General features: G+C 67.7%; 24 protein-coding genes. 15 read left to right on the forward strand and 9 right to left on the reverse strand.

Translation table 11 applies throughout. The features are described from left to right. Positions 1 to 17: 17 nt before the first annotated feature. Both NM962_13580 and NM962_13585 read left to right on the forward strand, forming a co-directional pair. Entirely contained in the window at positions 18 to 1652 is a 1635-nt protein-coding gene (locus tag NM962_13580; GenBank protein ID UVO11036.1) for an ATP-binding cassette domain-containing protein, read from the forward strand. A gap of 169 nt (positions 1653 to 1821) precedes the next feature. Next, positions 1822 to 2022, forward strand: coding sequence for a helix-turn-helix domain-containing protein (locus NM962_13585; protein ID UVO11037.1), 201 nt, complete (start codon positions 1822 to 1824; stop codon positions 2020 to 2022). Positions 2023 to 2126: 104 nt separating this feature from the next. Here NM962_13585 and NM962_13590 read toward each other — a convergent pair whose 3' ends face one another. Both NM962_13590 and acnA read right to left on the reverse strand, forming a co-directional pair. Further along, positions 2127 to 2690 carry a TetR/AcrR family transcriptional regulator gene (locus NM962_13590; GenBank protein ID UVO11038.1) on the reverse strand — a complete coding sequence of 188 codons (564 nt, stop codon included), beginning with the start codon at positions 2688 to 2690 and terminating at the stop codon, positions 2127 to 2129. Positions 2691 to 2704: 14 nt separating this feature from the next. Beyond that, on the reverse strand, positions 2705 to 5569 hold the full coding sequence (gene acnA / locus NM962_13595) for an aconitate hydratase AcnA (GenBank protein UVO14723.1): 2865 nt from the start codon (positions 5567 to 5569) through the stop codon (positions 2705 to 2707). 101 nt (positions 5570 to 5670) lie between these two features. On the opposite strand from acnA, the gene NM962_13600 reads away from it, so the two are divergent. The 9 genes from NM962_13600 to NM962_13640 all read left to right on the forward strand — a co-directional run bounded on the left by NM962_13600 (position 5671) and on the right by NM962_13640 (position 14603). Then, positions 5671 to 6222 (forward strand): hypothetical protein, encoded by a 552-nt coding sequence (locus NM962_13600; GenBank protein ID UVO11039.1) that lies wholly within the window; start codon positions 5671 to 5673, stop codon positions 6220 to 6222. 254 nt (positions 6223 to 6476) lie between these two features. Beyond that, on the forward strand, positions 6477 to 7904 hold the full coding sequence (gene ripA / locus NM962_13605) for an NlpC/P60 family peptidoglycan endopeptidase RipA (GenBank protein UVO11040.1): 1428 nt from the start codon (positions 6477 to 6479) through the stop codon (positions 7902 to 7904). Positions 7905 to 7914: 10 nt separating this feature from the next. Beyond that, positions 7915 to 8616 carry an NlpC/P60 family peptidoglycan endopeptidase RipB gene (gene ripB / locus NM962_13610; GenBank protein ID UVO11041.1) on the forward strand — a complete coding sequence of 234 codons (702 nt, stop codon included), beginning with the start codon at positions 7915 to 7917 and terminating at the stop codon, positions 8614 to 8616. Positions 8617 to 8749: 133 nt separating this feature from the next. Further along, the gene (locus NM962_13615; protein UVO11042.1) at positions 8750 to 9868 is read left to right on the forward strand and encodes a MoxR family ATPase; all 1119 of its coding nucleotides are present in this window, start codon (positions 8750 to 8752) and stop codon (positions 9866 to 9868) included. 62 nt (positions 9869 to 9930) lie between these two features. Beyond that, entirely contained in the window at positions 9931 to 10842 is a 912-nt protein-coding gene (locus NM962_13620) for a DUF58 domain-containing protein (protein ID UVO14724.1), read from the forward strand. 28 nt (positions 10843 to 10870) lie between these two features. After that, positions 10871 to 11878: a VWA domain-containing protein gene (locus NM962_13625; GenBank protein UVO11043.1), complete on the forward strand. Its 1008-nt coding sequence runs from the start codon at positions 10871 to 10873 to the stop codon at positions 11876 to 11878. Between the two features lie 92 nt (positions 11879 to 11970). Further along, positions 11971 to 12720: a 3-oxoacyl-ACP reductase FabG1 gene (gene fabG1 / locus NM962_13630; protein UVO11044.1), complete on the forward strand. Its 750-nt coding sequence runs from the start codon at positions 11971 to 11973 to the stop codon at positions 12718 to 12720. Positions 12721 to 12752: 32 nt separating this feature from the next. Beyond that, positions 12753 to 13562, forward strand: a complete 810-nt coding sequence (gene inhA, locus NM962_13635) for an NADH-dependent enoyl-ACP reductase InhA (GenBank protein ID UVO11045.1) — start codon at positions 12753 to 12755, stop codon at positions 13560 to 13562. Further along, a complete protein-coding gene (locus tag NM962_13640; GenBank protein ID UVO11046.1) occupies positions 13563 to 14603 on the forward strand; it encodes a ferrochelatase in 1041 nt (346 codons plus the stop codon). A 223-nt stretch (positions 14604 to 14826) separates the two neighbouring features. On the opposite strand, the gene NM962_13645 is transcribed toward NM962_13640, so the two are convergent. Continuing rightward, the gene (locus tag NM962_13645) at positions 14827 to 15666 is read right to left on the reverse strand and encodes a hypothetical protein (GenBank protein UVO11047.1); all 840 of its coding nucleotides are present in this window, start codon (positions 15664 to 15666) and stop codon (positions 14827 to 14829) included. Positions 15667 to 15745: 79 nt separating this feature from the next. On the opposite strand from NM962_13645, the gene NM962_13650 reads away from it, so the two are divergent. From NM962_13650 to NM962_13660, 3 genes are read left to right on the forward strand one after another with little or no spacing between them, the layout of a single operon-like run. Beyond that, positions 15746 to 16180 carry an NfeD family protein gene (locus NM962_13650; protein UVO11048.1) on the forward strand — a complete coding sequence of 145 codons (435 nt, stop codon included), beginning with the start codon at positions 15746 to 15748 and terminating at the stop codon, positions 16178 to 16180. A gap of 14 nt (positions 16181 to 16194) precedes the next feature. Then, entirely contained in the window at positions 16195 to 17340 is a 1146-nt protein-coding gene (locus tag NM962_13655) for an SPFH/Band 7/PHB domain protein (protein UVO11049.1), read from the forward strand. Continuing rightward, the gene (locus tag NM962_13660) at positions 17337 to 17729 is read left to right on the forward strand and encodes a DoxX family protein (protein UVO11050.1); all 393 of its coding nucleotides are present in this window, start codon (positions 17337 to 17339) and stop codon (positions 17727 to 17729) included. The genes NM962_13655 and NM962_13660 overlap by 4 nt, the downstream gene beginning before the upstream one ends. On the opposite strand, the gene NM962_13665 is transcribed toward NM962_13660, so the two are convergent. The 6 genes from NM962_13665 to NM962_13690 form a co-directional block, all read right to left on the reverse strand. Further along, the gene (locus tag NM962_13665) at positions 17726 to 18409 is read right to left on the reverse strand and encodes an aquaporin (protein ID UVO11051.1); all 684 of its coding nucleotides are present in this window, start codon (positions 18407 to 18409) and stop codon (positions 17726 to 17728) included. The genes NM962_13660 and NM962_13665 overlap by 4 nt on opposite strands. Before the next feature lie 167 nt (positions 18410 to 18576). After that, the gene (locus NM962_13670) at positions 18577 to 19047 is read right to left on the reverse strand and encodes a nitroreductase family deazaflavin-dependent oxidoreductase (protein ID UVO11052.1); all 471 of its coding nucleotides are present in this window, start codon (positions 19045 to 19047) and stop codon (positions 18577 to 18579) included. A gap of 10 nt (positions 19048 to 19057) precedes the next feature. Next, positions 19058 to 19660 carry a NifU family protein gene (locus NM962_13675; protein ID UVO11053.1) on the reverse strand — a complete coding sequence of 201 codons (603 nt, stop codon included), beginning with the start codon at positions 19658 to 19660 and terminating at the stop codon, positions 19058 to 19060. Then, on the reverse strand, positions 19657 to 21570 hold the full coding sequence (locus NM962_13680) for a ferrous iron transporter B (protein ID UVO11054.1): 1914 nt from the start codon (positions 21568 to 21570) through the stop codon (positions 19657 to 19659). The genes NM962_13675 and NM962_13680 overlap by 4 nt, the downstream gene beginning before the upstream one ends. Next, complete coding sequence (locus NM962_13685; GenBank protein UVO11055.1) at positions 21567 to 21866, reverse strand: ferrous iron transport protein A; 300 nt, start codon at positions 21864 to 21866, stop codon at positions 21567 to 21569. Before NM962_13685 ends, NM962_13680 begins: the two co-directional genes overlap by 4 nt. Before the next feature lie 81 nt (positions 21867 to 21947). Next, positions 21948 to 22712, reverse strand: coding sequence for a TVP38/TMEM64 family protein (locus NM962_13690; protein ID UVO11056.1), 765 nt, complete (start codon positions 22710 to 22712; stop codon positions 21948 to 21950). Between the two features lie 165 nt (positions 22713 to 22877). Between NM962_13690 and mutA the strand changes: the two genes are divergently transcribed. Beyond that, positions 22878 to 24794 (forward strand): methylmalonyl-CoA mutase small subunit, encoded by a 1917-nt coding sequence (gene mutA, locus NM962_13695; protein UVO11057.1) that lies wholly within the window; start codon positions 22878 to 22880, stop codon positions 24792 to 24794. Positions 24795 to 24797: the final 3 nt, after the last annotated feature.

Consider the following 24797-nt stretch of genomic DNA (forward strand, 5'->3'; position numbering starts at 1 on the left):
GACAGGAGTACGCGCGCGTGATTACCGCAACGGGCCTGGAGGTCCGCGCCGGAGCGCGCACCCTGCTCGACTCGGTGGACTCGGTGCTGCGGGTGCAGCCCGGAGACCGCATCGGCCTGGTCGGCCGCAACGGCGCCGGCAAGACCACCACGCTGCGCATCCTGGCTGGTGAGGGCGAGCCGTACGCCGGCACCATCACCCGCACCGGCGAGGTCGGCTACCTGCCGCAGGACCCCCGGGAAGGCAACCTCGACGTCCTTGCGCGCGACCGCGTGCTGTCGGCTCGCGGCCTCGACACCATCCTGGCCGACCTGGAGAAGCAGCAGGTGCTGATGGCCGAGGTCGTTGACGACGCCGAGCGCGACCGCGCCATCCGCCGCTACGGCCAACTCGAAGAGCGATTCGCCGCCCTAGGCGGCTACGCCGCCGAAAGCGAGGCGGGCCGGATCTGCACCAGCCTGGGCCTGCCCGACCGGGTACTGACCCAGTCGCTGCGGACCTTATCCGGTGGCCAGCGCCGCCGCGTGGAACTGGCTCGGATCCTGTTTGCGGCCTCAGAAGCGGGAGCGGGTGGTTCGAACAGCACCACCTTGCTGCTCGACGAACCGACCAACCACCTCGATGCGGATTCGATCGGCTGGCTGCGCGACTTCCTGAAGAACCACAGCGGGGGACTGGTCCTGATCAGCCACGACGTGGACCTGCTGGCTGACGTGGTCAACCGGGTGTGGTTCCTCGACGCAGTGCGCGGCGAGGCCGACGTCTACAACATGGGCTGGCAGAAGTACCTCGATGCCCGAGCGACCGATGAACAGCGTCGCCGCCGGGAGCGAGCCAACGCTGAACGTAAAGTTGCCGCGCTGCGCAACCAGGCCGCCAAGCTGGGCGCCAAGGCCACCAAAGCCGTTGCCGCGCAGAACATGCTGCGTCGCGCCGACCGGATGCTGGCGGCACTGGACGAGGAACGGGTGGCCGACAAGGTCGCCCGGATCAAGTTCCCGACTCCGTCGGCCTGCGGGAAGACCCCGCTGATGGCATCTGGGCTGACCAAGGTGTACGGCTCGCTGGAGATCTTCACCGGTGTCGACCTGGCGATCGATCGGGGCTCGCGGGTGGTGGTGCTGGGGCTCAACGGTGCCGGCAAGACCACGCTGCTGCGACTGCTCGCCGGCGTCGAAACCCCCGACGCAGGTCAGCTGGAGCCCGGCCACGGTTGCAAGATCGGCTACTTCGCCCAGGAACACGACACCATCGACAATGCCGCGACGGTGTGGGAGAACATTCGGCACGCGGCTCCTGACACCTCCGAGCAGGATCTGCGTGGACTGTTGGGTGCGTTCATGTTCACCGGACCGCAGCTCGAGCAGCCCGCCGGCACGCTGTCCGGCGGCGAGAAGACCCGGTTGGCGCTGGCCGGTCTGGTGGCGTCCACGGCGAACGTGCTGCTACTCGATGAACCGACCAACAACCTGGACCCGGCTTCGCGCGAGCAGGTGCTCGATGCGCTGCGCAGCTATGCCGGCGCTGTGGTGCTGGTGACCCACGACCCGGGCGCGGCCGAGGCATTGGACCCCCAGCGGGTGGTGTTGCTGCCCGACGGCACCGAAGACCATTGGTCGGCGGACTACCGCGACCTGATCGAGCTCGCGTAGCGGCGATCGCCAGCGCGGCGGAGCCGGGCGCTGCGGGTCGCCGCCATTGGGCTAGCGCAAGGGTCGGGTGCGGCGATCGCCGCCGTCGGCATTTCCCTGAAATTCGCCCGGTATCGCCGGTGCCTTCCTACGCTGAACCCGTTGGCCGGCGAGGGGATGGTGAGGGGACGTGGCAACGACGACGAAACCGAGCAAGCAACGCGATCGTCAATTGGTCGAGTTGCGCAGCGCCTATGAGGGCGGGGCGAGCATCCGGACTTTGGCGGCGTCGACCGGGCGATCGTACGGATCCGTGCACAGCATGCTGCGCGAGTCGGGCGCGGCGATGCGCAGTCGCGGTGGGCCCAACCACCGCACCCGATCGCGCTAGCGCAACTCCGTGCATCTCGCCGAACGTGTACTCAGGGCGAGATTTCGGCAAGAATTTCGTCCTGAGTGCACGCTCGGTGCAGAAATCGCGCTAGCCCCGCGAAATCAGCTCTGCCGCACCGAATCCTCGACCAGGTCGAGGACCGCCGATAACCGCTGCGGATCTTCGCCCGAGGCCAGTCGTGCAACCAGGCCGTCGAGCACCAGGTCCAGATAGCAGTGCAACACCTCAGCGGGGACGTCGTCGCGCAGCCGCCCGGCCCGCTTCTGGCGGCGCAGCCGATCCACTGTGGCAGCGGTCAATTCGGCTGACCGCTCCGCCCAGCCGCGGCTGAACTCCGGATCGTGGCGCAGTTTGCGGGCAATCTCCAGCCGGGTGGCCAGCCAGTCGAACTGCTCCGGTGCGGCCAGCATGTCCCGCATCACGCCGATCAGGCCCTCGCGCGAGGCCACATCAGCCATCCGCTCCGCATCCTCGCGGGCCAGCTCGAAGAACAGCGTGTCCTTGTCGCGGAAGTGATGGAAGATCGCCCCGCGCGACAACCCGACCGTCTGCTCCAGTCGCCGCACCGTCGCCTGGTCGTAGCCGTACGCGGCGAAACACCGCCGCGCGCCATCGAGGATCTGGCGGCGCCGGGCCGCCAGGTGATCCTCGCTGACCCTGGGCATTAGGTGATCGCCGTCTACGCGGTCTGACTCGACTTCAGCATGTTGCGCAGCACGTACTGCAGGATGCCGCCGTTGCGGTAGTAGTCGGCCTCACCGGGGGTGTCGATGCGCACCACCGCATCAAACTCAGTGCGAGATCCATCCTCCTTGGTGGCGGTGACCTTGACCGTCTTCGGCGTCTTGCCGGTGTTGAGCTCCTCGATACCGACGATGTCGAACGTCTCGGTGCCGTCCAGGCCCAGCGTCTTGGCCGTCTCGCCGGCCGGGAACTGCAGCGGGATCACGCCCATGCCGATCAGGTTCGAACGGTGGATGCGCTCGAAGGACTCGGTGATGACGGCCTTGACGCCCAGCAGCGTGGTGCCCTTGGCCGCCCAGTCACGCGACGAGCCGGAGCCGTATTCCTTGCCGCCCAGCACGACCAGCGGGATGCCGGCCTTCTGGTAGTTCATGCAGGCGTTGTAGATGAACTCCTTCGGGCCCCCCTCCTGGGTGAAGTCCCGGGTGTAGCCACCCTGGGTGCCCTCCAGGCCGATGGTGTCCAGCACCCGATTCTGCAGGCGGATGTTGGCGAAGGTGCCGCGGACCATGACCTCGTGGTTGCCGCGACGGCTGCCCAGCGAGTTGTAGTCCTTGCGCGCCACACCGTGGGCATCCAGGTAGTCCGCCGCCGGGGTGCCGGGCTTGATCGGGCCGGCCGGGCTGATGTGGTCGGTGGTGACCGAGTCGCCCAGCAGCGCCATCACCCGAGCGCCCTTGATGTCGGAGACCGGCTCGGGCTCCATTCCCATACCGTCGAAGTATGGGGCCTTGCGCACGTAGGTCGACGACTCGTCCCACGCGAAGGTGTCACCGTCCGGGGTCGGCAGGTTGCGCCAGTTCTCGTCGCCCTTGAACACGTCGGCGTAGGACTTGCGGAACATGTCCTGGTTGATCGCGGACTTGATGGTGTCGTCGATCTCCTGGGCCGACGGCCAGATGTCGCGCAGGAAGACGTCGTTGCCGTCTTTGTCCTTGCCCAGCGAGTCGGTTTCGAAGTCGAAGTCCATGGTGCCGGCCAGCGCGTAGGCGATGACCAGCGGCGGGGAGGCCAGGTAGTTCATCTTGACGTCGGGGGAGATGCGGCCCTCGAAGTTGCGGTTACCGGACAGCACCGCGGTGACGGTCAGGTCCTCTTCGTTGACCGCCTTGGAGATCTCCTCAGGCAGCGGCCCGGTGTTACCGATACAGGTGGTGCAGCCGTAACCGCCCAGGTAGAAGCCGAGCTTCTCCAAGTAGGGCCACAGGCCGGCCTTCTCGTAGTAGTCGGTTACCACCTGACTGCCCGGAGCCATGTTGGTCTTCACCCACGGCTTGGACGACAAGCCCTTCTCGACGGCGTTGCGGGCCAGCAGCGCTGCGCCGATCATCACCGACGGGTTGGAGGTGTTGGTGCACGAGGTGATACCCGCGACGGCGACGGCGCCGTGGTCGAGGATGAACTCGCCGCGCTCGCCCTTGACGCGGATCGGCTTGCTCGGCCGGCCGTCAGAGCCGTTGGCGGCGGACTGCACATCCACCGCACCGTCGTCGGCGAAGGACAGTGAGACCGGGTCGGAAGCCGGGAAGGACTCCTCGATGGCCTCATCGAGCTTGGTCTCCGGCGCCGGGTGCTGCTCTTCGACGTAGTTGTGGATGTCCTTACGGAAGGCGATCTTGCTCTCCGACAACAGGATCCGGTCCTGCGGACGCTTCGGTCCAGCGATCGACGGGACCACGGTGGACAGGTCCAGCTCCAGGTATTCGGAGAAGGCCGGCTCGCGGTCCGGGTTGTGCCACATGCCCTGGGTCTTGGCGTAGGCCTCGACCAGCGCGAGTTGCTCGTCGGTGCGGCCGGTCAGGCGCAGGTAGTTGATGGTCTCTTCGTCGATCGGGAAGATCGCGCACGTCGAGCCGAATTCGGGGCTCATGTTGCCCAGGGTGGCGCGGTTGGCCAGCGGCACCTCGGCGACGCCCTTGCCGTAGAACTCGACGAACTTGCCGACCACGCCGTGCTTACGCAGCATGTCGGTGACGGTGAGCACCACGTCGGTGGCGGTGACGCCCGGCTGGATCTCGCCGGTCAGCTTGAAGCCGACGACGCGGGGGATCAGCATCGACACCGGCTGGCCCAGCATGGCGGCCTCGGCCTCGATACCGCCGACGCCCCAGCCCAGCACGCCCAGGCCGTTCTGCATGGTGGTGTGGCTGTCGGTGCCGACGCAGGTGTCGGGGTAGGCCTTTCCGTCACGCACCATCACGGTCCGCGCGAGGTACTCGATGTTGACCTGGTGCACGATGCCGGTGCCCGGCGGGACGACCTTGAAGTCGTCGAAAGCGCCTTGGCCCCAACGCAGGAACTGGTAGCGCTCGGCGTTGCGCTGGTACTCCAGCTCGACGTTGCGCTCGAAGGCGTCGGCGGTGCCGAACACGTCGAGGATCACGGAGTGGTCGATGACCATCTCGGCGGGCGAGAGCGGGTTGACCTTGTTGGGGTCGCCGCCCAGGGCGGTGACGGCCTCACGCATGGTGGCCAGGTCGACGACGCAGGGCACACCGGTGAAGTCCTGCATGATCACCCGCGCCGGGGTGAACTGGATCTCGATGCTCGGCTCGGCGGACGGGTCCCAGTTGGCGATCGCGTTGATGTGATCTTTGGTGATGTTCGCGCCGTCCTCGGTGCGCAGCAGGTTCTCGGCTAGCACCTTGAGGCTGTAGGGGAGTTTCTCGGTGCCGGGGACGGCATCGAGGCGGAAGATCTCATAGTTCGTGTCACCCACGGTCAGGGTGTCGCGGGCTCCGAACGAATTCACCGAATCTGTGCTGGTCACTTCAACTCCCGAGATCGCGTTCTCATCCATCGACGGGTCCGCGCCGACGGGCGACATAACCCTAACAGTACGATTGTCCTGTATAAAGTAAGGTTCACCTCACCTGGCCGGGGTTGATACCGTCATCAACCGTGACGATCCAGCACCCGCCGGCCTACATCCCCGGCGAGCTCTGCATCACTGTCGGCCTCGACCCGGCCACCCCGCCCGACGACTGCATGGCGTTGGTCAAGGTTGCTGTCGCCGCCGACGGGGTGAGCGCTCCGGCGGCCGATGTGCCGGCGCTGCGCGAGGTGGTGGCGCAGGCGGGCCGCGACGGCATCGACCTCAAGATCGTCGAGGTCGCCCGAAACCCGGGAATGGACACAGCCCTACGCGACGTCGCCACGGTGGTCGGCTACGACTATCCGGATTCGACCGTCCTGGTCGTCAGTACGAACTATGTCGGCAGCTACAGCGGCCAGTTTCACCGGTCGAAGCTGGAGGCCGCCGAGGATCACGCCAAAACCGGCGATCCGGTGACTTCGGCGCAGAATTTTCTACACGAATTGACCACCCCCGATCTGCCCTGGACGGGCCTCACGGTGGTGCTGTTGGTGGGGGTGGCGGCGGCGGCCGTCGGCACCCGCTTCCTGCAGCGACGCAGCAAACAGGTTGCTGAGCGCGCCGACGTCGCGAACTAGCGGCCTTACCTCCGAAAACCCGGAAACTGGGCGATTAATTGTCGCCCCGTTGTGCGCTGCTGCAAATAAATAGGTCACCGGATGGTCACAACCGGCTTAATTACACAAACGTAGTTTGTTACGAACGTTTCTCCAGTGACTGATGTGACGTATGGTCTCAAAAGGCGCAGCTGTTGCATCTGTTGTTTCTGTGCTTTTGCCACCGGCCGAAGCATGGCGCCGCCTGCTGAAGAGTCCGAGGAGATCCAAGCCGAATGAGACGCATCCGCTGTGGCTCTGTTTTCCGGCTGGCGACCCGGTTCGCCCACCCTGCGACGGTGTCGGTACTCAGTGCCGCGATGGTGCTGGGCACCCCGGGGCTGGCCGCAGCACAACCCGGGCAGGACCCCGACGGCATCGCCGCGCTGATCGCCGACGTCGCCGACGCCAACCAGCAGCTACAGAACCTGGGCGCGCAGATCGCAGAGGAGAAGGAAGGGGTCAACAAGGCCCTGGTGGATCTGCAGACCGCGCGCGACGACGCGGCCGCCGCCCAACAGGAGGTGGAGGCCGGCCGGCAGGCGATCGCCGACGCCGATGCAGCGATCGCCGCCGCGCAACGACGGTTCAACACCTTCGCCGTGTCGACGTACGTCAACGGGCCCTCCGACAGCTACCTGACCGCGGCCAACCCCTCGGAGATGATCGCCACGGCGTCGGCCGGCCAGACCCTGGCGCTCTCCTCCCAACAGGCGCTGGACCACCTCAAGCAGGCCCGAACCGAGCAGTTGAACAAGGAGTCGGCCGCTCGGTTGGCCAAGCAGAAGGCCGACCAGGCCGTCGCCGACGCGCAGTCCAGTCAGGACGCCGCGGTGGCCGCGCTCACCGACACCCAGCGCAAGTTCGGCGAGCAGCAGGGCGAGATCGACCGGTTGGCCGCCCGACGCAACGAGGCACAGGCCAAAATCGCGGCGGCCCGTGGCTACGAGCAGCCCCAGGCCGGGTCAGCGCCGGCTGGCGTAGCAGGCGGTGATCGGTGGGGAAACCCCGCCGGTCCGGTGGCCGGCCCGACGGTGGGCAAGCCCGCGCAGTGGGACGGTCCTTGGGACCCGACCCTGCCGATGGTGCCCAGCGCCGACGTTCCCGGTGACCCGATCGCGGTGATCAACCAGGTGCTCGGGATCTCGCAGACCTCGGCGCAGGTGACGGCGAACCTGGGCCAGAAATTCCTGCAGTCGCTGGGGTTGGCCAAGCCCGACGACACCGGTATCAACAACGGCAAGATCCCGCGGGTTTACGGTCGGCAGGCCTCCGAATACGTGATCCGGCGGGGCCTTTCGCAGCGCGGCGTGCCCTACTCCTGGGGTGGCGGCACCGCTGCGGGGCCTGGCCGCGGTATCGGCTCCGGTTCGGGCACGGTCGGTTTCGACTGTTCCGGGCTGATCCTCTTCGCTTTCGCCGGGGTGGGCATCAAGCTGCCGCACTACTCGGGTTCGCAGTACAAGATGGGCCGCCAGATCCCTTCGGCGCTGGCGCGTCGTGGCGACGTCATCTTCTACGGACCCGGTGGCAGTCAGCACGTAACGCTCTACCTCGGCAACGGCCTGATGCTGGAGGCCCCCGACGTGGGGCAGACGGTCAAGGTGTCGCCGGTCCGCAAGAGCGGCATGACGCCTTATGTAGTCCGATACATCGAGTACTGACGGCGGTGCAATGCAACTGAGTTCATTACCTCTTTCGCGCCTCATCGGGTCGCTGCTGGTCGCCATCCCGGTGATGGTGGGCCTGGCCGGACCGGCCGAGGCGGACCCAGGGTGGGACCCGACGTTGCCGGCGACGATCAGCGCCGGGGCGCCCGGTGACCCGTTGGCCATCGCCAACGCGTCGCTGCAGGCCACCGCCAACGCCACCCAGACCACGATGGACCTGGGCCGCAAGTTCTTGTCGGGCCTCGGGTTCAACGTCGGCGATGAAGCCGCCGGCAATGTGTCACCCGGCCAGCGGGTGCACGGCAAGCAGGCCATCGAGTACGTGATCCGTCGCGGCGGCTCCCAGATGGGCGTGCCCTACTCCTGGGGCGGCGGTTCGCTGACCGGTCCCAGCAAGGGCATCGACTCGGGCGCAGGCACCGTCGGTTTCGACTGCTCGGGCCTGATGCGTTACGCGTTCGCCGGCGTCGGTGTGCTGATCCCGCGGTTCTCCGGTGACCAGTACAACGCCGGTCGGCACATTCCGCCCAATCAGGCCCGCCGTGGCGACCTGATGTTCTACGGCCCCGGTGGCGGCCAGCACGTCACCATGTACCTGGGTGGCGGGAAGATGCTGGAGGCCTCGGGCAGCGCCGGCAAGGTGGTGGTCAGCCCGGTGCGGACGTCTGGGATGACGCCGTATCTGACCCGGATCATTGAGTACTGACGCATTCGGAGCGGGGCCTTACGTCGACGGATGCTGCTAACCCTGGAATAGTGAAACGAGGGCACAACGCTGCCCCTCGGCCGCGTGCCGTGCAAGCAGTTGTGTCTGACCGACCTTTGTGGAGGATTTGTCGATGACGTCATCGGATGGGACGCCCGCGGGCGCCAGCGGTTTCCCCGGCTCGGCCGGTGCCGAGACAGGCACTGTCGGCGGTAGCGGGCTCGCCGCCGACGTACACGCGCTGGAGCGGGCCATCTTCGAGGTCAAGCGCGTCATCGTCGGTCAGGACCAGCTCGTCGAGCGCATCCTGGTCGGCCTGCTCGCCAAGGGGCACGTGCTGCTCGAAGGCGTGCCCGGTGTCGCCAAGACCCTGGCCGTGGAGACCTTCGCCAAGGTGGTGGGTGGAAACTTCGCCAGGATCCAGTTCACCCCGGACCTGGTGCCGACCGACATCATCGGTACCCGCATCTACCGGGCGGGCCGCGAGGAGTTCGACACCGAGCTCGGGCCGGTGATGACCAACTTCCTGCTGGCCGACGAGATCAACCGCGCGCCGGCCAAGGTGCAGTCGGCGCTCTTGGAGGTCATGCAGGAACGCCAGGTCTCCATCGGCGGCAAGCGGTTCCCGCTGCCCAACCCGTTCCTGGTGATGGCCACCCAGAACCCGATCGAGCACGAGGGCGTCTACCCGCTGCCCGAAGCGCAGCGCGACCGCTTCCTGTTCAAGATCAACGTCAGCTACCCCTCACCCGAGGAGGAGCGCGAGATCATCTACCGGATGGGTGTCACCCCGCCGGAGCCCAAGCAGATCCTGAGCACCGGCGACCTGGTGCGCCTGCAGACCTTGGCGGCCAACAACTTCGTGCACCACGCGCTGGTGGACTACGTGGTCCGGGTGATCACCGCGACGCGCCAGCCCGAGCAGTTCGGCATGCCGGACGTGAAGAACTGGCTGTCGTTCGGTGCGTCGCCGCGTGCCTCGCTGGGCATCATCTCCGCATCCCGGGCGCTGGCCCTGGTCCGCGGGCGCGACTACGTGATCCCGCAGGACGTCATCGAGGTCATTCCGGACGTGCTCCGGCACCGGCTGGTGCTGTCCTACGATGCACTCGCCGACGAGATCACCCCGGAGATCGTCATCAACCGGGTGCTGCAGACGGTGCCGCTGCCCCAGGTGAACGCGGTTCCCCAGCAACAGCATTCGTCGGCACCGGGTGCCCCGACCGCGGCGGCAGTGGCCGGCGGTCGGTGAGCGACCCCGACACCGGGGCTGGATCGTCTCAGGCGCCCGGAATCAGCACCGCACCGCCATCGATGCTGCGCGGCGGAATCCGCGACCCGAAGCTGGCGGCGGCGCTGCGCACGCTGGAGCTTACGGTCAAGCGCAAGCTCGACGGGGTGCTGCACGGCGATCACCTCGGCCTGATTCCCGGTCCGGGCTCCGAGCCCGGTGAGTCCCGGCTGTATCAACCGGGCGATGACGTGCGTCGGATGGACTGGTCGGTCACTGCCCGCACCACCCATCCGCACGTCCGCCAGATGATCGCCGATCGCGAGCTGGAGACCTGGCTGGTGGTCGACATGTCGGCCAGCATGGACTTCGGCACCGCTACCTGCGAGAAGCGTGACCTGGCGGTGGCGGCGGCGTCGGCGATTGTCTACCTCAACAGCGGCGGCGGCAACCGGCTGGGCGCATTGGTGGCCAACGGTGAGCGCGTGGTGCGGGTCCCGGCCCGCTCTGGGCGCAACCACGAGCAGACCCTGCTGCGTACCATCGCCACCATTCCGCGGGCGCCCGTCGGGGTGCGGGGTGACCTGGCGGCGGCCATCGACGCCCTGCGCAGGCCCGAGCGCCGGCGCGGTATGGCGGTCATCATCAGCGACTTCCTCGGACCGATCAACTGGATGCGGCCGCTGCGAGCGATCGCCGCCCGCCACGAGGTGTTGGGCATCGAGATCCTCGACCCGCGCGACGTCGAGTTGCCCGACGTGGGCGACGTGGTGCTGCAGGACACCGAATCCGGGATCACTCGCGAGTTCACCATCGATGCCAAGCTGCGCGACGATTTTGCCCGGGCCGCGGTGGCCCACCGCGCCGACGTCGCGCGTGCGTTGCGTAGCTGCGGCGCGCCGTTGCTGGGGTTGCGGACCGACCGGGACTGGATCGCCGACATCGTCCGATTCGTCGAGTCACGCCGGCGCGGCGCGCTGGCGGGGATGCCGTGAACTCGACCCGTAAACAGACAGGTCTGCTATGACATTGCCGCTGCTTGGGCCGATGACGCTGACGGGCTTCGCGCACCCGTGGTTCTTTCTGTTCCTGTTCGTGATCCTGGGTCTGGTCGCGCTGTACATCCTTATGCAGGTGGCGCGGCATCGGCGGATCCTGCGGTTCGCGAACATGGAGCTGCTGGAGAGCGTGGCGCCCAAATCGCCGACGCGCTGGCGGCACCTGTCGGCGATCCTGCTGATCAGCTCGTTGCTGCTGTTCACCGTGGCGATGGCCGGCCCCACCCACGACGTCCGGATCCCGCGCAACCGCGCGGTGGTGATGCTGGTGATCGACGTCTCCCAATCGATGCGGGCCACCGACGTGGCACCGAGCCGGCTGGCGGCCGCGCAGGAAGCCGGCAAGCAGTTCGCCGACGAACTGACGGCCGGCATCAACCTGGGCCTGATTGCCTACGCCGGCACCGCGACCGTGCTGACCTCGCCGACCACCAACCGCGACGCCACCAAGGCCGCGATCGACAAGTTGCAACTGGCCGACCGCACCGCCACTGGTGAGGGCATCTTCACCGCGCTGCAGGCGATCGCCACGGTGGGTGCGGTCATCGGGGGCGGCGACACCCCGCCGCCGGCCCGTATTGTGCTGCTCTCCGACGGTAAGGAGACCGTGCCGTCCAACCCCGACAATCCCAAGGGGGCGTTCACCGCAGCGCGCACCGCCAAGGACCAGGGAGTGCCGGTCTCGACGATCTCGTTCGGCACCGCCTACGGCTACGTCGAGATCAACGAGCAGCGCCAACCGGTGCCGGTCGACGACGATTCGCTCAAGAAGATCGCCGAGCTGTCCGGCGGCAGCGCCTACACCGCCTCCAGCCTGCAGCAGCTCAAAGAGGTGTACTCCACGCTGCAGGACCAGATCGGCTTCGAGACCATTCGCGGTGACGCCAGCACCGGCTGGCTGCGGCTGGGCTCGTTCATCTTGGCGTTGGCCGGGCTGGCGGCCCTGCTGCTCAATCGGCGCCTGCCCGCTTAGGTCACAGTCAGGCGTTGGCTCTGCGCTCATGGCGCAAAAGTGCGAGTAGCCCGCGCCCTGTGCGCAGAGTCAACGTGTCGATTCGATAGGTTATGCCGGTGACAGACAGCGAAGCTCCCGCAGGAAAGCCCGCATTTGTATCCCGTTCGGTCCTCGTCACCGGTGGAAACCGGGGCATCGGATTGGCGATCGCGCAGCGACTGGCCGCCGACGGCCACAAGGTGGCGGTGACGCACCGCGGCTCCGGCGCGCCCGAGGGACTGTTCGGGGTGGTCTGCGACGTCACCGACAACGACGCCGTCGACCGCGCCTTCACGCAGGTCGAGGAGCACCAGGGCCCCGTCGAGGTGCTGGTGGCCAACGCCGGCATCTCCAAAGACGCGTTCCTGATGCGGATGACCGAGGAGCGCTTCGAAGAGGTCATCAACGCCAACCTCACCGGCGCTTTCCGGGTCACCCAGCGGGCGTCGCGCAGTATGCAGCGCAAGCGCTTTGGCCGGATCATCTACATCGGCTCGGTCTCAGGCATGTGGGGGATCGGCAACCAGGCCAACTACGCGGCGGCCAAGGCGGGTCTGATCGGCATGGCCCGCTCGATCTCCCGTGAACTGTCCAAGGCCGGTGTCACCGCCAACGTCGTCGCGCCCGGCTACATCGACACCGAGATGACCCGTGCCCTCGACGAGCGGATCCAACAAGGTGCGCTGGATTTCATCCCGGCCAAGCGGGTGGGTACCGCCGAGGAGGTCGCCGGTGCGGTCAGCTTCCTGGCATCCGAGGACGCCAGCTACATCGCCGGCGCGGTCATCCCCGTGGACGGCGGCATGGGCATGGGCCACTAGCGACTCGTTCAGTTCAAGATAGGGGACTTTTCATGGCAGGCATTCTCGAAGGCAAGCGGATCCTGGTCACCGGGATCATCACCGACTCCTCGATCGCGTTCCACATCGCCAAGGTGGCGCAGGAAGCCGGCGCGCAGCTGGTGTGTACCGGCTTCGACCGGCTGCGGCTCATCCAGCGCATCATCGACCGGCTCCCGGAGCCGGCGCCGCTGCTCGAACTCGACGTGCAGAACGAGGAGCACCTGGGCTCGTTGGCCGAGCGTGTCACCGAGGTGATCGGCGCGGGCAACAAGCTCGACGGCGTGGTGCACTCCATCGGATTCATGCCGCAGACCGGCATGGGCATCAACCCGTTCTTCGACGCCCCCTACGAGGACGTCGCCAAGGGCATCCACATCTCGGCCTACTCCTATGCCTCGCTGGCCAAAGCGGTGCTGCCGATCATGAACCCCGGTGGCGGCATCGTCGGTATGGACTTCGACCCGACCCGGGCAATGCCGGCCTACAACTGGATGACGGTGGCCAAGAGCGCCCTGGAGTCGGTGAACCGATTCGTGGCGCGCGAGGCCGGACAGGTGGGTGTGCGGTCGAATCTGGTTGCGGCCGGGCCGATCCGGACCCTGGCGATGAGCGCGATCGTCGGCGGTGCGCTCGGTGAGGGCGCCGGCGAGCAGATCCGGCTGCTGGAGGAGGGCTGGGACCAGCGTGCCCCGATCGGTTGGGACATGAAGGACCCGACGCCGGTGGCCAAGACCGTCTGCGCCTTGCTCTCCGACTGGCTGCCGGCCACCACCGGCACGGTCGTCTACGCCGACGGCGGCGCGCACACCCAGTTGCTCTAAATGGATCTCGACGCCGTCCTGCTGCTGTCCTTCGGCGGTCCCGAAGGCCCGGAGCAGGTTCGGCCGTTCCTGGAGAACGTCACCCGCGGACGTGGAGTGCCCCCGGCCCGACTGGACGCGGTCGCCGAGCACTACCTGCACTTCGGCGGCGTGTCGCCGATCAACGGGATCAACCGCGCGTTGGCCGACGCAATGCGTGCCGAAATGCCCGGCCTGCCGGTGTATTTCGGCAACCGCAACTGGGAGCCCTACGTCGAGGACGTCGTTGCGGCGATGGCGGCCGACGGCGTGCGACGTGCCGCGGTATTCCCGACCTCGGCCTGGGGCGGATATTCGGGTTGCGACCAGTACGCCGAGGACATCGCCCGGGCGCGGGCGGCGGTCGGGAAGCAGGCACCGGAATTGGTGAAACTGCGCCAGTACTTCGACCATCCGTTGTTCGTGGCGATGTTCGCCGAGGCGATTGGCGCCGCCGCCGACACCTTGCCGGCCGGCCTGCGCGATACCGCCCGGCTGGTGTTCACCGCGCACTCCATCCCGGTGAGCGCCGACGCACGCTATGGCCCCGAGCTGTACAGCCGCCAGGTCGGCTACGCGACGAGTCTGGTCGCGGCCGCCGCCGGCTACACCGACTACGACCAGGTGTGGCAGTCGCGTTCCGGGCCGCCACAGGTGCCCTGGCTGGAGCCCGACGTCGAAGCGCACCTGGCGGCGCTGGCTGAGGACGGCGCACGCGCGGTGATCGTGTGCCCGATCGGCTTTCTCAGCGACAACATCGAGGTGATCTGGGACCTCGACAACGAAGTCCGCTCCGCGGCGCTGGATGCCGGAATCGCCTACGCGCGGGCGACCACGCCGAATGCCGATCGACGGCTGGCCCGGCTGGCCCGCGGCCTGGTCGAGGAGCTGCGCGACGGCACCGCACCCGAACGCATTGCCGGACCGACAGGCCTAGGCTGCGGGTTCGGGGTCAACGGGGCGCCGTGCGGCTCATCGCACTGCATCGCGGACGTGGCGCCGACATCCTCGAAGCCCGTCTAGGCCGCCTAGGTCGGCGTGCCCGGATTCCGTCATGGTCCCGGTGCTGTGGGCGGGTTTGATGGCGCCGGAATAGAGCGATAGGAGAGTTGCCCGCCTTAGCGCGACGACGACGAGGTATGGGGGCGTGCGGCGGCCAGGTGTCGCTCAGAGGCGGGCAACGATCTCCATGGTTCGGCCAGGGCGCGGCGCACCCCAATCCGGTTCCATCTTCACCGACCGTGCACTACGCCCGCCAGGCCGAGTGCAGAATCTCGGTCACCGCTGCGCTGCGCGCCGAGCGCACCACCGCCGTCAGCGGCTGTACCGCATCCACGGCGCGCTGTACCGCCGCTGATGTCTGAGCGCTGGCGGTCAGCAGATCGGCGCTGACGGTGATAATCGCCTCGACGTGGGCGGCGCTCTGCAGAACGCGCACCGCACGGTTCGGCGCGTGGTCCGGAATCCGGTGCAAGAGCGCGGCTTCCATCATCTGCTCCACCCGCAGCCGCGGATCCTCCACGCCGTAGTCGGCCCACCGCGAACCGGTGGAGCCCAATGCTTCGGCGGCCGTTCGCACCGCCGACCGCAACGAGTATTCGGCGTCACCGAGATCGTGCTGTTCACTCGCCGGCAGGCTGGTGAGCGGGAACACGGTCCAGCACAGCTCGGCGGCGTAACCATCGTCGGCGTCGCCGTCATCGGAGTACGCCGGCACCAGCCCGATCGGTGGTGAGGCATCCGAAGGCCCGATCAAAACGGCCTCGCCGGCGAGGATCGCCTCCTGGGAAAAGATCGTCGCGGCCGGCAGTCCGCGGACATCGCCGGGGACCGGAAACACCGGTCGGATACCGTCTCCGGCGGCCGACGGCCCCGCGCCGCGCACCAACTGCAGCAGGGCGGCCGCGCCGCCGCCGCACGCGTCCGGCCATGACAGGCCGATGCTGCTCGCGACAACCGCATCGTGGGCGGCCACCGATTGCACTGGCGCCCAGGCCGATAATGCGTCCAACACATCATCGGGTGCGGCCCGGCCGGCAAGCCAGGCGTTGGCCCACACCGACAGGGAAGTACTCGGGCACCACATGATGCAAGGCAGTGTAGTTGCCCGCGGCGTCGCTGCCGGACCGCACAGGTTCAGGCGGTTCTCGGGCTATCCTGACCGCATGCCGACTGCCCTGATTTGGTTGGTCTTCGCACTCGGGCTCGCAGGAGCCGAGGCTCTCACGGGCGACATGTTCCTGCTCATGCTCTCCGGTGGTGCGCTGTCGGCGGCGGCAGCCAGCGCCCTGACCGACTGGCCGCTGTGGACCGACGGTGCGGTGTTCCTGGTGGTTTCGGTGCTGCTGCTGGTGCTGGTACGTCCGGCTCTGCGGCGCCGGCTGTGGTCCGGGGTGGGTACTGAGACCGGAGTGGCCGCCTTGGCGGGCAAGACCGCCCTGGTGCTCGACCGCGTCGAGCAGCACGGCGGCCGGGTGAAGTTGGGTGGCGAGGTGTGGACAGCCCGAGCACTGGCCGAAGGCGACGTGTTCGAGCCGGGTGAACAGGTGACGGTCATGCACATCGACGGGGCTACCGCGGTGGTCGGCAAGATCGTCTAGAGGAAGGAGCCTTCATGGAGGGCGTTACAACCGGACTGGTGCTGCTGGCCATCCTGGTGGTGTTCGCGGCTATCGTGGTGGCCAAGTCCGTCGCGCTGATTCCGCAGGCCGAGGCGGCGGTCATCGAACGCCTCGGCCGCTACAGCCGCACCGTCAGTGGTCAACTGACTCTGCTGGTTCCGTTCATCGACCGGGTGCGGGCCCGCATCGACCTGCGCGAACGGGTGGTGTCGTTCCCGCCGCAGCCGGTGATCACCGAGGACAACCTGACGCTCAACATCGACACCGTCGTCTACTTCCAGGTCACCAACCCCAAGGCCGCGGTCTATGAGATCAGCAACTACATCGTCGGTGTGGAACAGCTGACCACCACGACGCTGCGCAACGTGGTCGGGGGGATGACGCTGGAGCAGACGTTGACCTCCCGCGAGGTGATCAACAGCCAGCTGCGCGGCGTGCTCGACGAGGCGACCGGGCGGTGGGGTCTGCGGGTGGCCCGGGTAGAGCTGCGCAGCATCGACCCGCCGCCGTCGATCCAGGCGTCGATGGAGAAGCAGATGAAGGCCGATCGCGAGAAGCGGGCCATGATCTTGACTGCCGAGGGCCAGCGTGAGGCCGCCATCAAACAGGCCGAGGGCCAGAAGCAGTCCGAGATCCTGACCGCCGAGGGCGCCAAGCAGGCGGCGATCCTGGCCGCCGAGGCCGACCGGCAGTCCACGATGCTGCGCGCGCAGGGTGAGCGGGCCGCCGCCTATCTGCAGGCTCAGGGGCAGGCCAAGGCCATCGAGAAGACCTTCGCGGCGATCAAGGCGGCCCGGCCGACGCCGGAGTTGTTGGCCTATCAGTATCTGCAGGTGTTGCCGGAGATGGCGCGCGGCGAGGCCAACAAGGTGTGGGTGGTGCCCAGTGATTTCGGCACCGCCCTGCAGGGCTTCACCAAGCTGCTCGGGGCGCCCGGTGAGGACGGCGTGTTCCGCTACCAGCCGTCGCCCGACGACGAGCCGCGGCACCGGGCCGCCGACGACAGCGACGAGGTCGCCGACTGGTTCACCACCCAGACCGACCCGGCGATCGCGCAGGCGGTGGCCAAGGCCGAGGCCGACGCGCGCAAGCCGGTCGAGGGCGTGTTGCCGGCGCAGCTTGATCCCGGTCCGGCGTGAGTGCGCTGACGGCACCGCCGACCTACGCGGCACTGGCCGCATTCCTCGCCGGAGACGCCGTGGCCTCGGCGATCCCGGTGCCTTATGTCGCCAAGAACATGGATGCCATGCGGATTCCCGAGGAAGTCCGCTGGGCGGTCCCGGTGGCCAAGGCCGCTACCGCGTTGGGGCTGGCATCGGTGTTCCGCTTCCCTGCCGTTGCCCGGGTCACGACCGGATTGTTGACGCTGTATTTTGCCGGGGCGCTGGGCATCCACCTGCGCGTGCGCAACCGGATCGCCAACATTGTTCCCGCGGTCCTGCTGCTGATGGTGTTCGCTGCGATGACGGTCCAGGGCCCGCACACCGCCGGAGGCGGGGTACGGGCCCTGGAGCCGTCGTTGCCCTAGCCCCTGCGGGAGGAGGCGGCGGTGCGATCGTCGAGGGTGGTCGCCTTGTAGGCGTAGGCGGCCACGACCGCGCCGAGCAGCTGGGCGATCAGGTAGACCCAGAGGAACTTCCAGGCGAAGATCCCCGACAGCATCAGGCCGAAGGTGATGGCCGGGTTGAACGCACCGCCCGAGATCGCGCCGACCGCCACCACGCCGACGGTCACCACGAATCCGATCGCCAGACCATAGAAGCTGTTGCCGGCACTGTCTTTGCTGGTTGCGGTGTGCAAGACGACGTAACACAGCGCGAACGTGAATACTAATTCGGCCAAGAATGCGGGCCAGACGGTACCGGTCAGGTCAAGTGTTCCAGTGGCGTACTTGTCATGCCACAGCCCGAAACCCACACCGAACGCGGCGAGTGCGCCGACCAACTGCGCAACGATGTAGGGCCCCAAGTCGCCCAATGGCAGTGCGCCCCGCAAATACGCGGCCACGGAGACGGCCGGGTTCAGGTGGCCGCCCGAGATGTGCCCACTGGCATAGACCATCACCATCAGCACCGAGCCGATGCCCAGCGCGGTGGCAGCGACGCATTCGGTGCCGGACAAGATGATGCCGAGCACAGCGAACATGAAAACGAACGTGCCGATCATTTCGGTCAAATATTTGCGCACCGAGGCGTTCCGATCATCCATTGATCCGGTCCTTTCACTCCGTCGAGCACTTGTCCAATTTGTGCTGTGCCAGCACATGGCACTAAAGAAGACTGTAACGGTGCAGGGTCTTTCGCCCGCTATTCGCACACCGTTTTTCACCGAATTGTTGCTGGATTAATGAGGGCATCGTGTTGTTTGCCGTGGCGCTAGCGGTCCAGGCGCAATTCGACCAGCGGCAGCGCCGTATTGGGAGGGCTTACCGCTTCGCCCAGCGTCTTCTCGAGTACCGCGCTGAACTTCTCCCACGCGCGGGGGTGGCGCTCGATGTAGTGGCCCAGCACCCGGTCGGCTTCGGCCTGCTCCAGCACTCGGGCGGCGGCCGGTACCGCAGTCCTGCTCCCGGTGTAGACCCGCACTCGGGGGTTGGCGCGGATGTTGCGAAACCATTGAGCGCGGTCACCGAACCCCGATGCCACCACATAGCTGTCGCCCACGGCATGGTCAATGACTTCTAGGACGACGCGGCGGCGGACGCCCGTCTTGCGACCGATGTGCTCGAGCATCAACAGGCGCGGGCCGAGTAGGCCGCCGAGTCGTGCGCGGTACAGCCAGATCGGGGCGCGCATCAGCCGTCGTGAACTCAACAGGCGGCTGACCGTGTCGGCCAAGGACGGCATCTTCAGTACGCTACCCGCGGCTCCGCCGACGCGGCGGATCATTCGTTGGGCGGACGAACAAGGCCAACAGCGTCTTGCCGACAGACACCGCAGCCGACGGGTTGTCCACCAAAACCGTGACCTGCTCGCCGAACCGGCGGCGAAGTTCGCGTTGCAGTCGGTCGTACAGCGTCGATTCCGAGGCGGGGCAGCCGTGGCAGGCGCCGGACATCCGCACCCGCACTCGGTCGCCGGTCACCTCGACCAGCTCGATCGCGCCGCCGTGCGACGCGGCGATATCGCCGATCGGCCCGTCCAGCAGCTCCCGGACTGCCCGCGTCAGGTCGCCGGTGCGCTCGGCGGGGGCGACCCGCCAGTCGGCCGGCGCTCGCAGCGCTTCGTCGAGTGCGGCGCGGATCTCCTCGCCGCGAGCCCGCCAATTCTGCTGGCGGCTCAGCGTGATCGCGATCTCCGATCCGGTCACCGTCAGCTCATCGATGACGCCGTCGTCCCGCAGCTCACCCAGCCGGCCGGGAGCCTGCTGGACCCGCCCGGCTGCGGGCATACGGTCGTGGTCAACCACCCACCGCACCCGTTGCGGATCAGCGGTGGCGACCGCATGCATGGGGATCATGTGCCCAGGCCTACTGCGATCGACCGGACGGCGAACGCCATCACCCAGGCCAAGACGAACATATAGCCGAAAGCGAAGGCAGGCCATCGCCAGGAATTGGTCTCCCGACGCATCACCGCGACGGTGGACATGCACTGTAGCGCGAACATGAAATACACCATCAGCGCGATGACCGTCGGTGCGCTGAACACTCGCCGGCCGTTGTCGTCGGACATCGACAGCAGCGCCTGGTGCGGGTCGGTCGGGTTGGTCGCCGCCGACACCTGGCCGAGCGTGGACACGAACACCTCCCGGGCCGATAGCGACCCGACCAGCGCGATGTTGGTGCGCCAGTCGAAGCCCAGGGGTGCGAAAACCGGCTCGATCGCCCTGCCGATGCCGGCGGCGTAGCTGTGGTCCAGGACGTAGGCGGTGGCGTCGGGTGGTGGCAGCGCTGCCGTCTCGGCGGTGCGAGTGGGCAGATTCATCAATACCCACAGCACCAGCGAGGTGGCCAGAATGACGGTTCCCGCCTTACGCAAGAAGATCTTCGCCGCGTTCCACATCGCGACGAGAACCGCAGTGGGTGAGGGGAAGCGATACGGCGGCAGTTCCATCGTGAACGGCAGTAGGTCGCTGCGCAGAATCGTCGACTTGAACACCGCCGCGGCCAGCAGGGCCGAGGTGCCACCGCCCAGATACAGCAGGAACATGGTGACACCCTGCGCGCTGAAGCCCGACCAATGCGTCTGTGGTGCCACCAGGAGCCCGACGAGCAGGGTGTAGACCGGCAGCCGCGCGGAGCACGTCATCAAGGGCGCGCTGATGATGGTGGCGATCCGATCACGCGATGACGGCAGTGTGCGTGTTGCCATGATCCCGGGGACCGCGCAGGCGAACGAGGACAGCATCGCCACGAACGCGCGACCTTCCAGTCCGGTTCTGGCCATGACGCGATCCATCAAGAATGCGGCACGTGACATGTAGCCGACATTCTCTAGCAGCGCAATCAGCAAGAACAGCAACACAATCTGCGGAAGAAACTGCAACACGGTGCCGACCCCACCGATCACCCCGTCGCCGATCAGACCGCCAACCATCGTGCCGCCGAGGTGGCTGTTGACCTGCGATCCCAGCCAGTCGAGCCCGGCGGCGATCCGGTCCTGCAGTGGGGCGGCGACGGTGAAGATGATCTGGAAGAACGCGAACATGACCGCGAAGAAGATCACGATGCCCCACAGCGGATGCAATACCAAGCCGTCGATCCGGGCGGTCCGCTGATCCCGATGCGGGGCAACGTACTTCGCGGCGGAAAGCACCGATTTGCCCCAGGCGTCGAGCGCCTCGGCCTCCGACGGCGGCAGCACCGCAGGCCGTGACCAGGTGTCACTGGAGCCCAACAGGGCGCGCAGGCTCTCGATGCCGGCGCCACGGTTGGCGATGACGGCCACGACCGGTATGCCGATCGCGGCCGTAAGAGCTTCCACGTCGACTCCGCCGCGGCGCGAACGCAATTCGTCGGTCATGGTGAGCACCAACAGGGTGGGAAGGTCCAGACCCAGTACCTGGCCCACCAAGGTGATGGAGCGGCGCAGTGTGGTGGCGTCGGCGACCAGCACGATCACGTCGGGCCGGCCGATCCCGTTGATTCCGCCGGCCAACACGTCGACAACAACCTGTTCGTCCGGGCTGATCGGGTCCAGGCTGTAGGTGCCGGGCAGGTCTTCGATCGCCACCTCGACACCGTCGATGGTCGCCAACCCGACGCTGCGCCCCACCGTGACGCCCGGATAGTTGCCGGTCTTGGCGCGCAGGCCGGTCAGGTGATTGAACACGCTGGTCTTGCCGGCGTTCGGGCTTCCGACCAGCGCGATCCGCTGTGCCGGCGTCACATTTGCGGCGGTGGCCCTGCCCTCGTGGCAGTCGGTCATCGCTGACCACCGCCGACGTCGATTTCTGGGTCGATTTCGATCAGCCGGGCTTCCCGGCGCCGCAGACACAGTTCGGTGTCTTGCACGCGGTAGATGGTGGGATCGCCCAGCGGGGCCCGGCGGACCACGTCGACGCGGGTGGCTGGACGGAATCCGAGCTGGCGCAGTCGATTTGCCACCGCCGGAGGGGCGTGCGATGCGGCACCGGTGATGGTGGCTCGCTGGCCCGGCGCCAAATCGGCGAGCACGGTCGCCGATTCGGTTCCCTGCGACGATCGCCGCCGCCACCTGCGCATCAGACGCCCTAACGTTAGATCAGCTTACTGTTGCAAGGTACGCCTGATTCTGCGGTCGCGTCACCGACCGACATGTGGCGATCAGCCGATGGTCACCGGCTCGGCGGGGTCGCACTCACAGGTTTCCGGATCGTCTTGCGGCCGGTGCCGACGGTGGACCCGGACCTCGTAGACCAGCAGTGCCACCCCGACGGCGGCGGTGCACGCCGACACCGCGAACAGCAGCGGGCTCACCTCGCCGGTCAGGGCATCTCCGAGCACCACCACCGCGGCGGTGCCTGGCAGCAGCCCGACCAGGGTGGCCACCGTGTAGGGGACCAGTCGCACCGCCGAGGCGCCGGCGGCGTAGTTGATCACCGAGAACGGGATCGCCGGAATCAACCGCAGCGACACCACAGCGGGCCACCCGCGCTGACGAAGGCGGGCGTCGAGTGAGTCGAGCCGCGGATGACGCACCGCCCGGCTCAACTGCCAACCGAACACCCGCATCAGGATCAGCACACCCACGGCGCTCAACGCACTGGCCACCACCGCCAGCGCAACGCCCAGCCACGGGCCGAACAGCAGGCCGGCGGCCAGCGTGAACGCGGTGCGCGGGAAGGGGAACACCGTGACGACGGTGTGCGCCACCAAAAACGCCACCGGAAACCACGGCCCCAACGTCTGCGCCCAGTCCCGCAGCTGCACGGCGGAGGGCACGGGGACCAGCAGCGCGACCGCGACCAGGCTTGCGATGACGGCCGTGGTCAACGCCAGCCGTCGCAGCGCCACTTGGCGCGCGGTGGCGATGAATGCCGACCGGGCGCCACGCAGCACATGCGGGATTCGGGTCGCGGCGGGCAGCACGGCATTCAAGACTACGGGCCGCGGGTGAACACTTCGCGTCACTCAGCGGGAGTTTCGCCGCTCGGCACACCTCACCCGAGTCGGTCGATCGGCATCATTTAGCCTGGTTGACACATGTTGGGTAGCGATTCAACAGCTACCCGCGAGTAACCACAGGAGTCGCCGGTGTCGATCGACGTGTTCGCCGAACCCGCCGGCATCCAGCAGGCTCGAGCCCGCTGGCGTGCCGCCGTGGCCGGAGTGCTGGCCAAGAGCGCGCGCCGCGAGCCGGCCGATATCGACGCGGAGACCGGCGGTGAGCCCGAGCGGCTGCTGGACACCCCGGTGGAGGGGCTGGCAGGGCAGGGCGGCTTCGCCGTTCGGGCGCTCTACACCGCGTTGGACGCGTTACCGGAGCCGCCGTTGCCGGGCCAGTGGCCCTTCGTGCGCGGTGCCGACGCCCGGCGCGATGTCAACACCGGCTGGAAGGTCGCCGAGGTCTTTCCCATCGGCGGGCCGGGATCGGCCGCCGACGCCAACGGCGCCGTTCTGAGCGCTCTGACCGACGGCGTCAGCGCGCTGACACTGCGCGTCGGCGGAGCAGGCGTGCCAGCCGCCGAGCTGCGGGGCGTGTTCGACGACGTATACCTGGACCTGGTGCCGGTACTGCTCGATGGTGCCGGTGTCGGCGACTACACCACCGCCGCCGAAACCATGCTGGCGTTGGTCGACGCGCTCGACCCGGACAACCGCGCGAACTTGTCGGTGGATTTGGGTGCCGACCCGCTGACCGCGCCGCTGGCAGACCGTCCGGCACCGTCGATCGACGAGGTGATCGCGATGGCGTCGCGGGCCGTCGCCCATCCAGGGGTGCGGGCCATCGCCGTCAACGGCCCGGCCCTGCACAATCTGGGCGCCGGCGCGTCCGGGGAGCTGGCGGCCGGCCTGGCCGCAGCCGTGGCCTACTTGCGCGTGCTCACCGACGCCGGCCTGTCGGTGGCCGACGCCGCCCGCCAGATCAGCTTCCGGATCGCCGCCGACGACGACCAGTTCATCACGATCGCCAAGATCCGGGCGGCGCGCCAACTCTGGGCTCGGGTCACCGAGGTCGCCGGGGCGCCAGAAGCCGGCGCCGCGGTCGTCCACGCCGAGACATCCCTGGCGATGATGACGCAGCGTGACCCGTGGGTGAACATGCTGCGCACCACCTTGGCCGCTTTCGGCGCCGGTGTTGGCGGGGCGGACACCGTGCTGGTGTGGCCGTTCGACACAGTGATTCCCGGTGGGCAGCCCGGCACCTCGACAACGTTCTCGCGGCGGATCGCCCGCAACACCCAACTGCTGTTGCTGGAAGAGTCGCACCTGGGCCAGGTGCTGGACCCGGCCGGCGGATCCTGGTTCGTCGAAGACCTCACCGAACAGTTGGCGCAGCAGGCCTGGCGCCAGTTCCAGGAGATCGAAGCCCTCGGCGGATTCGAGGCCGCCCGCGAGCACATCGGCGAACGGATCGCCGAGGTTGCCGCCGCCCGGGCCCAGGACATCGCACATCGGCGCAACGCGATCACCGGGGTCAACGAGTACCCGAACCTCGATGAGCCGCCGCTGGCGGTGTCTTCCGAGTCTGTCGACCCATCGGCCCCGGCCGGAGTGCGGCGCTACGCGGCGCAGTTCGAGGCGTTGCGGGACCGCTCCGACGCCTACTTGGCGCGCACCGGTGCCCGGCCGCAGGTGTTGTTGCTGCCGCTGGGGCCGATTGCCGAACACAACCTTCGGACCACGTTCGCCGCGAACCTGCTGGCCTCCGGCGGTATCGCGGTGATCAATCCGGGCACGGTGGATGCCGAGCAGGTGGCCAAGGCTGTCGCGGACGCCGGCTCACCCGAGGCGGTGGTGCTGTGCGGCAGCGATGCCCGCTACGGCGCCGAAGCGGCCGCAGTCATCGGGGCGGCGCGTACCGCCGGAGTCGGCCGGGTCTACCTGGCCGGGCCGGCTAAAGCGCTGGCCGGTAACGCCGACTCCGATCCGAAGCCAGACGACTACCTGACCATGAAAATCGATGCGGTGCAGGCGCTGTCGGACTTACTGACCCGATTGGGGGCCTGAGAG

This window comes from Mycobacterium sp. SVM_VP21, assembly GCA_024758765.1.
GTDB classification, from domain to species: domain Bacteria; phylum Actinomycetota; class Actinomycetes; order Mycobacteriales; family Mycobacteriaceae; genus Mycobacterium; species Mycobacterium heraklionense_C.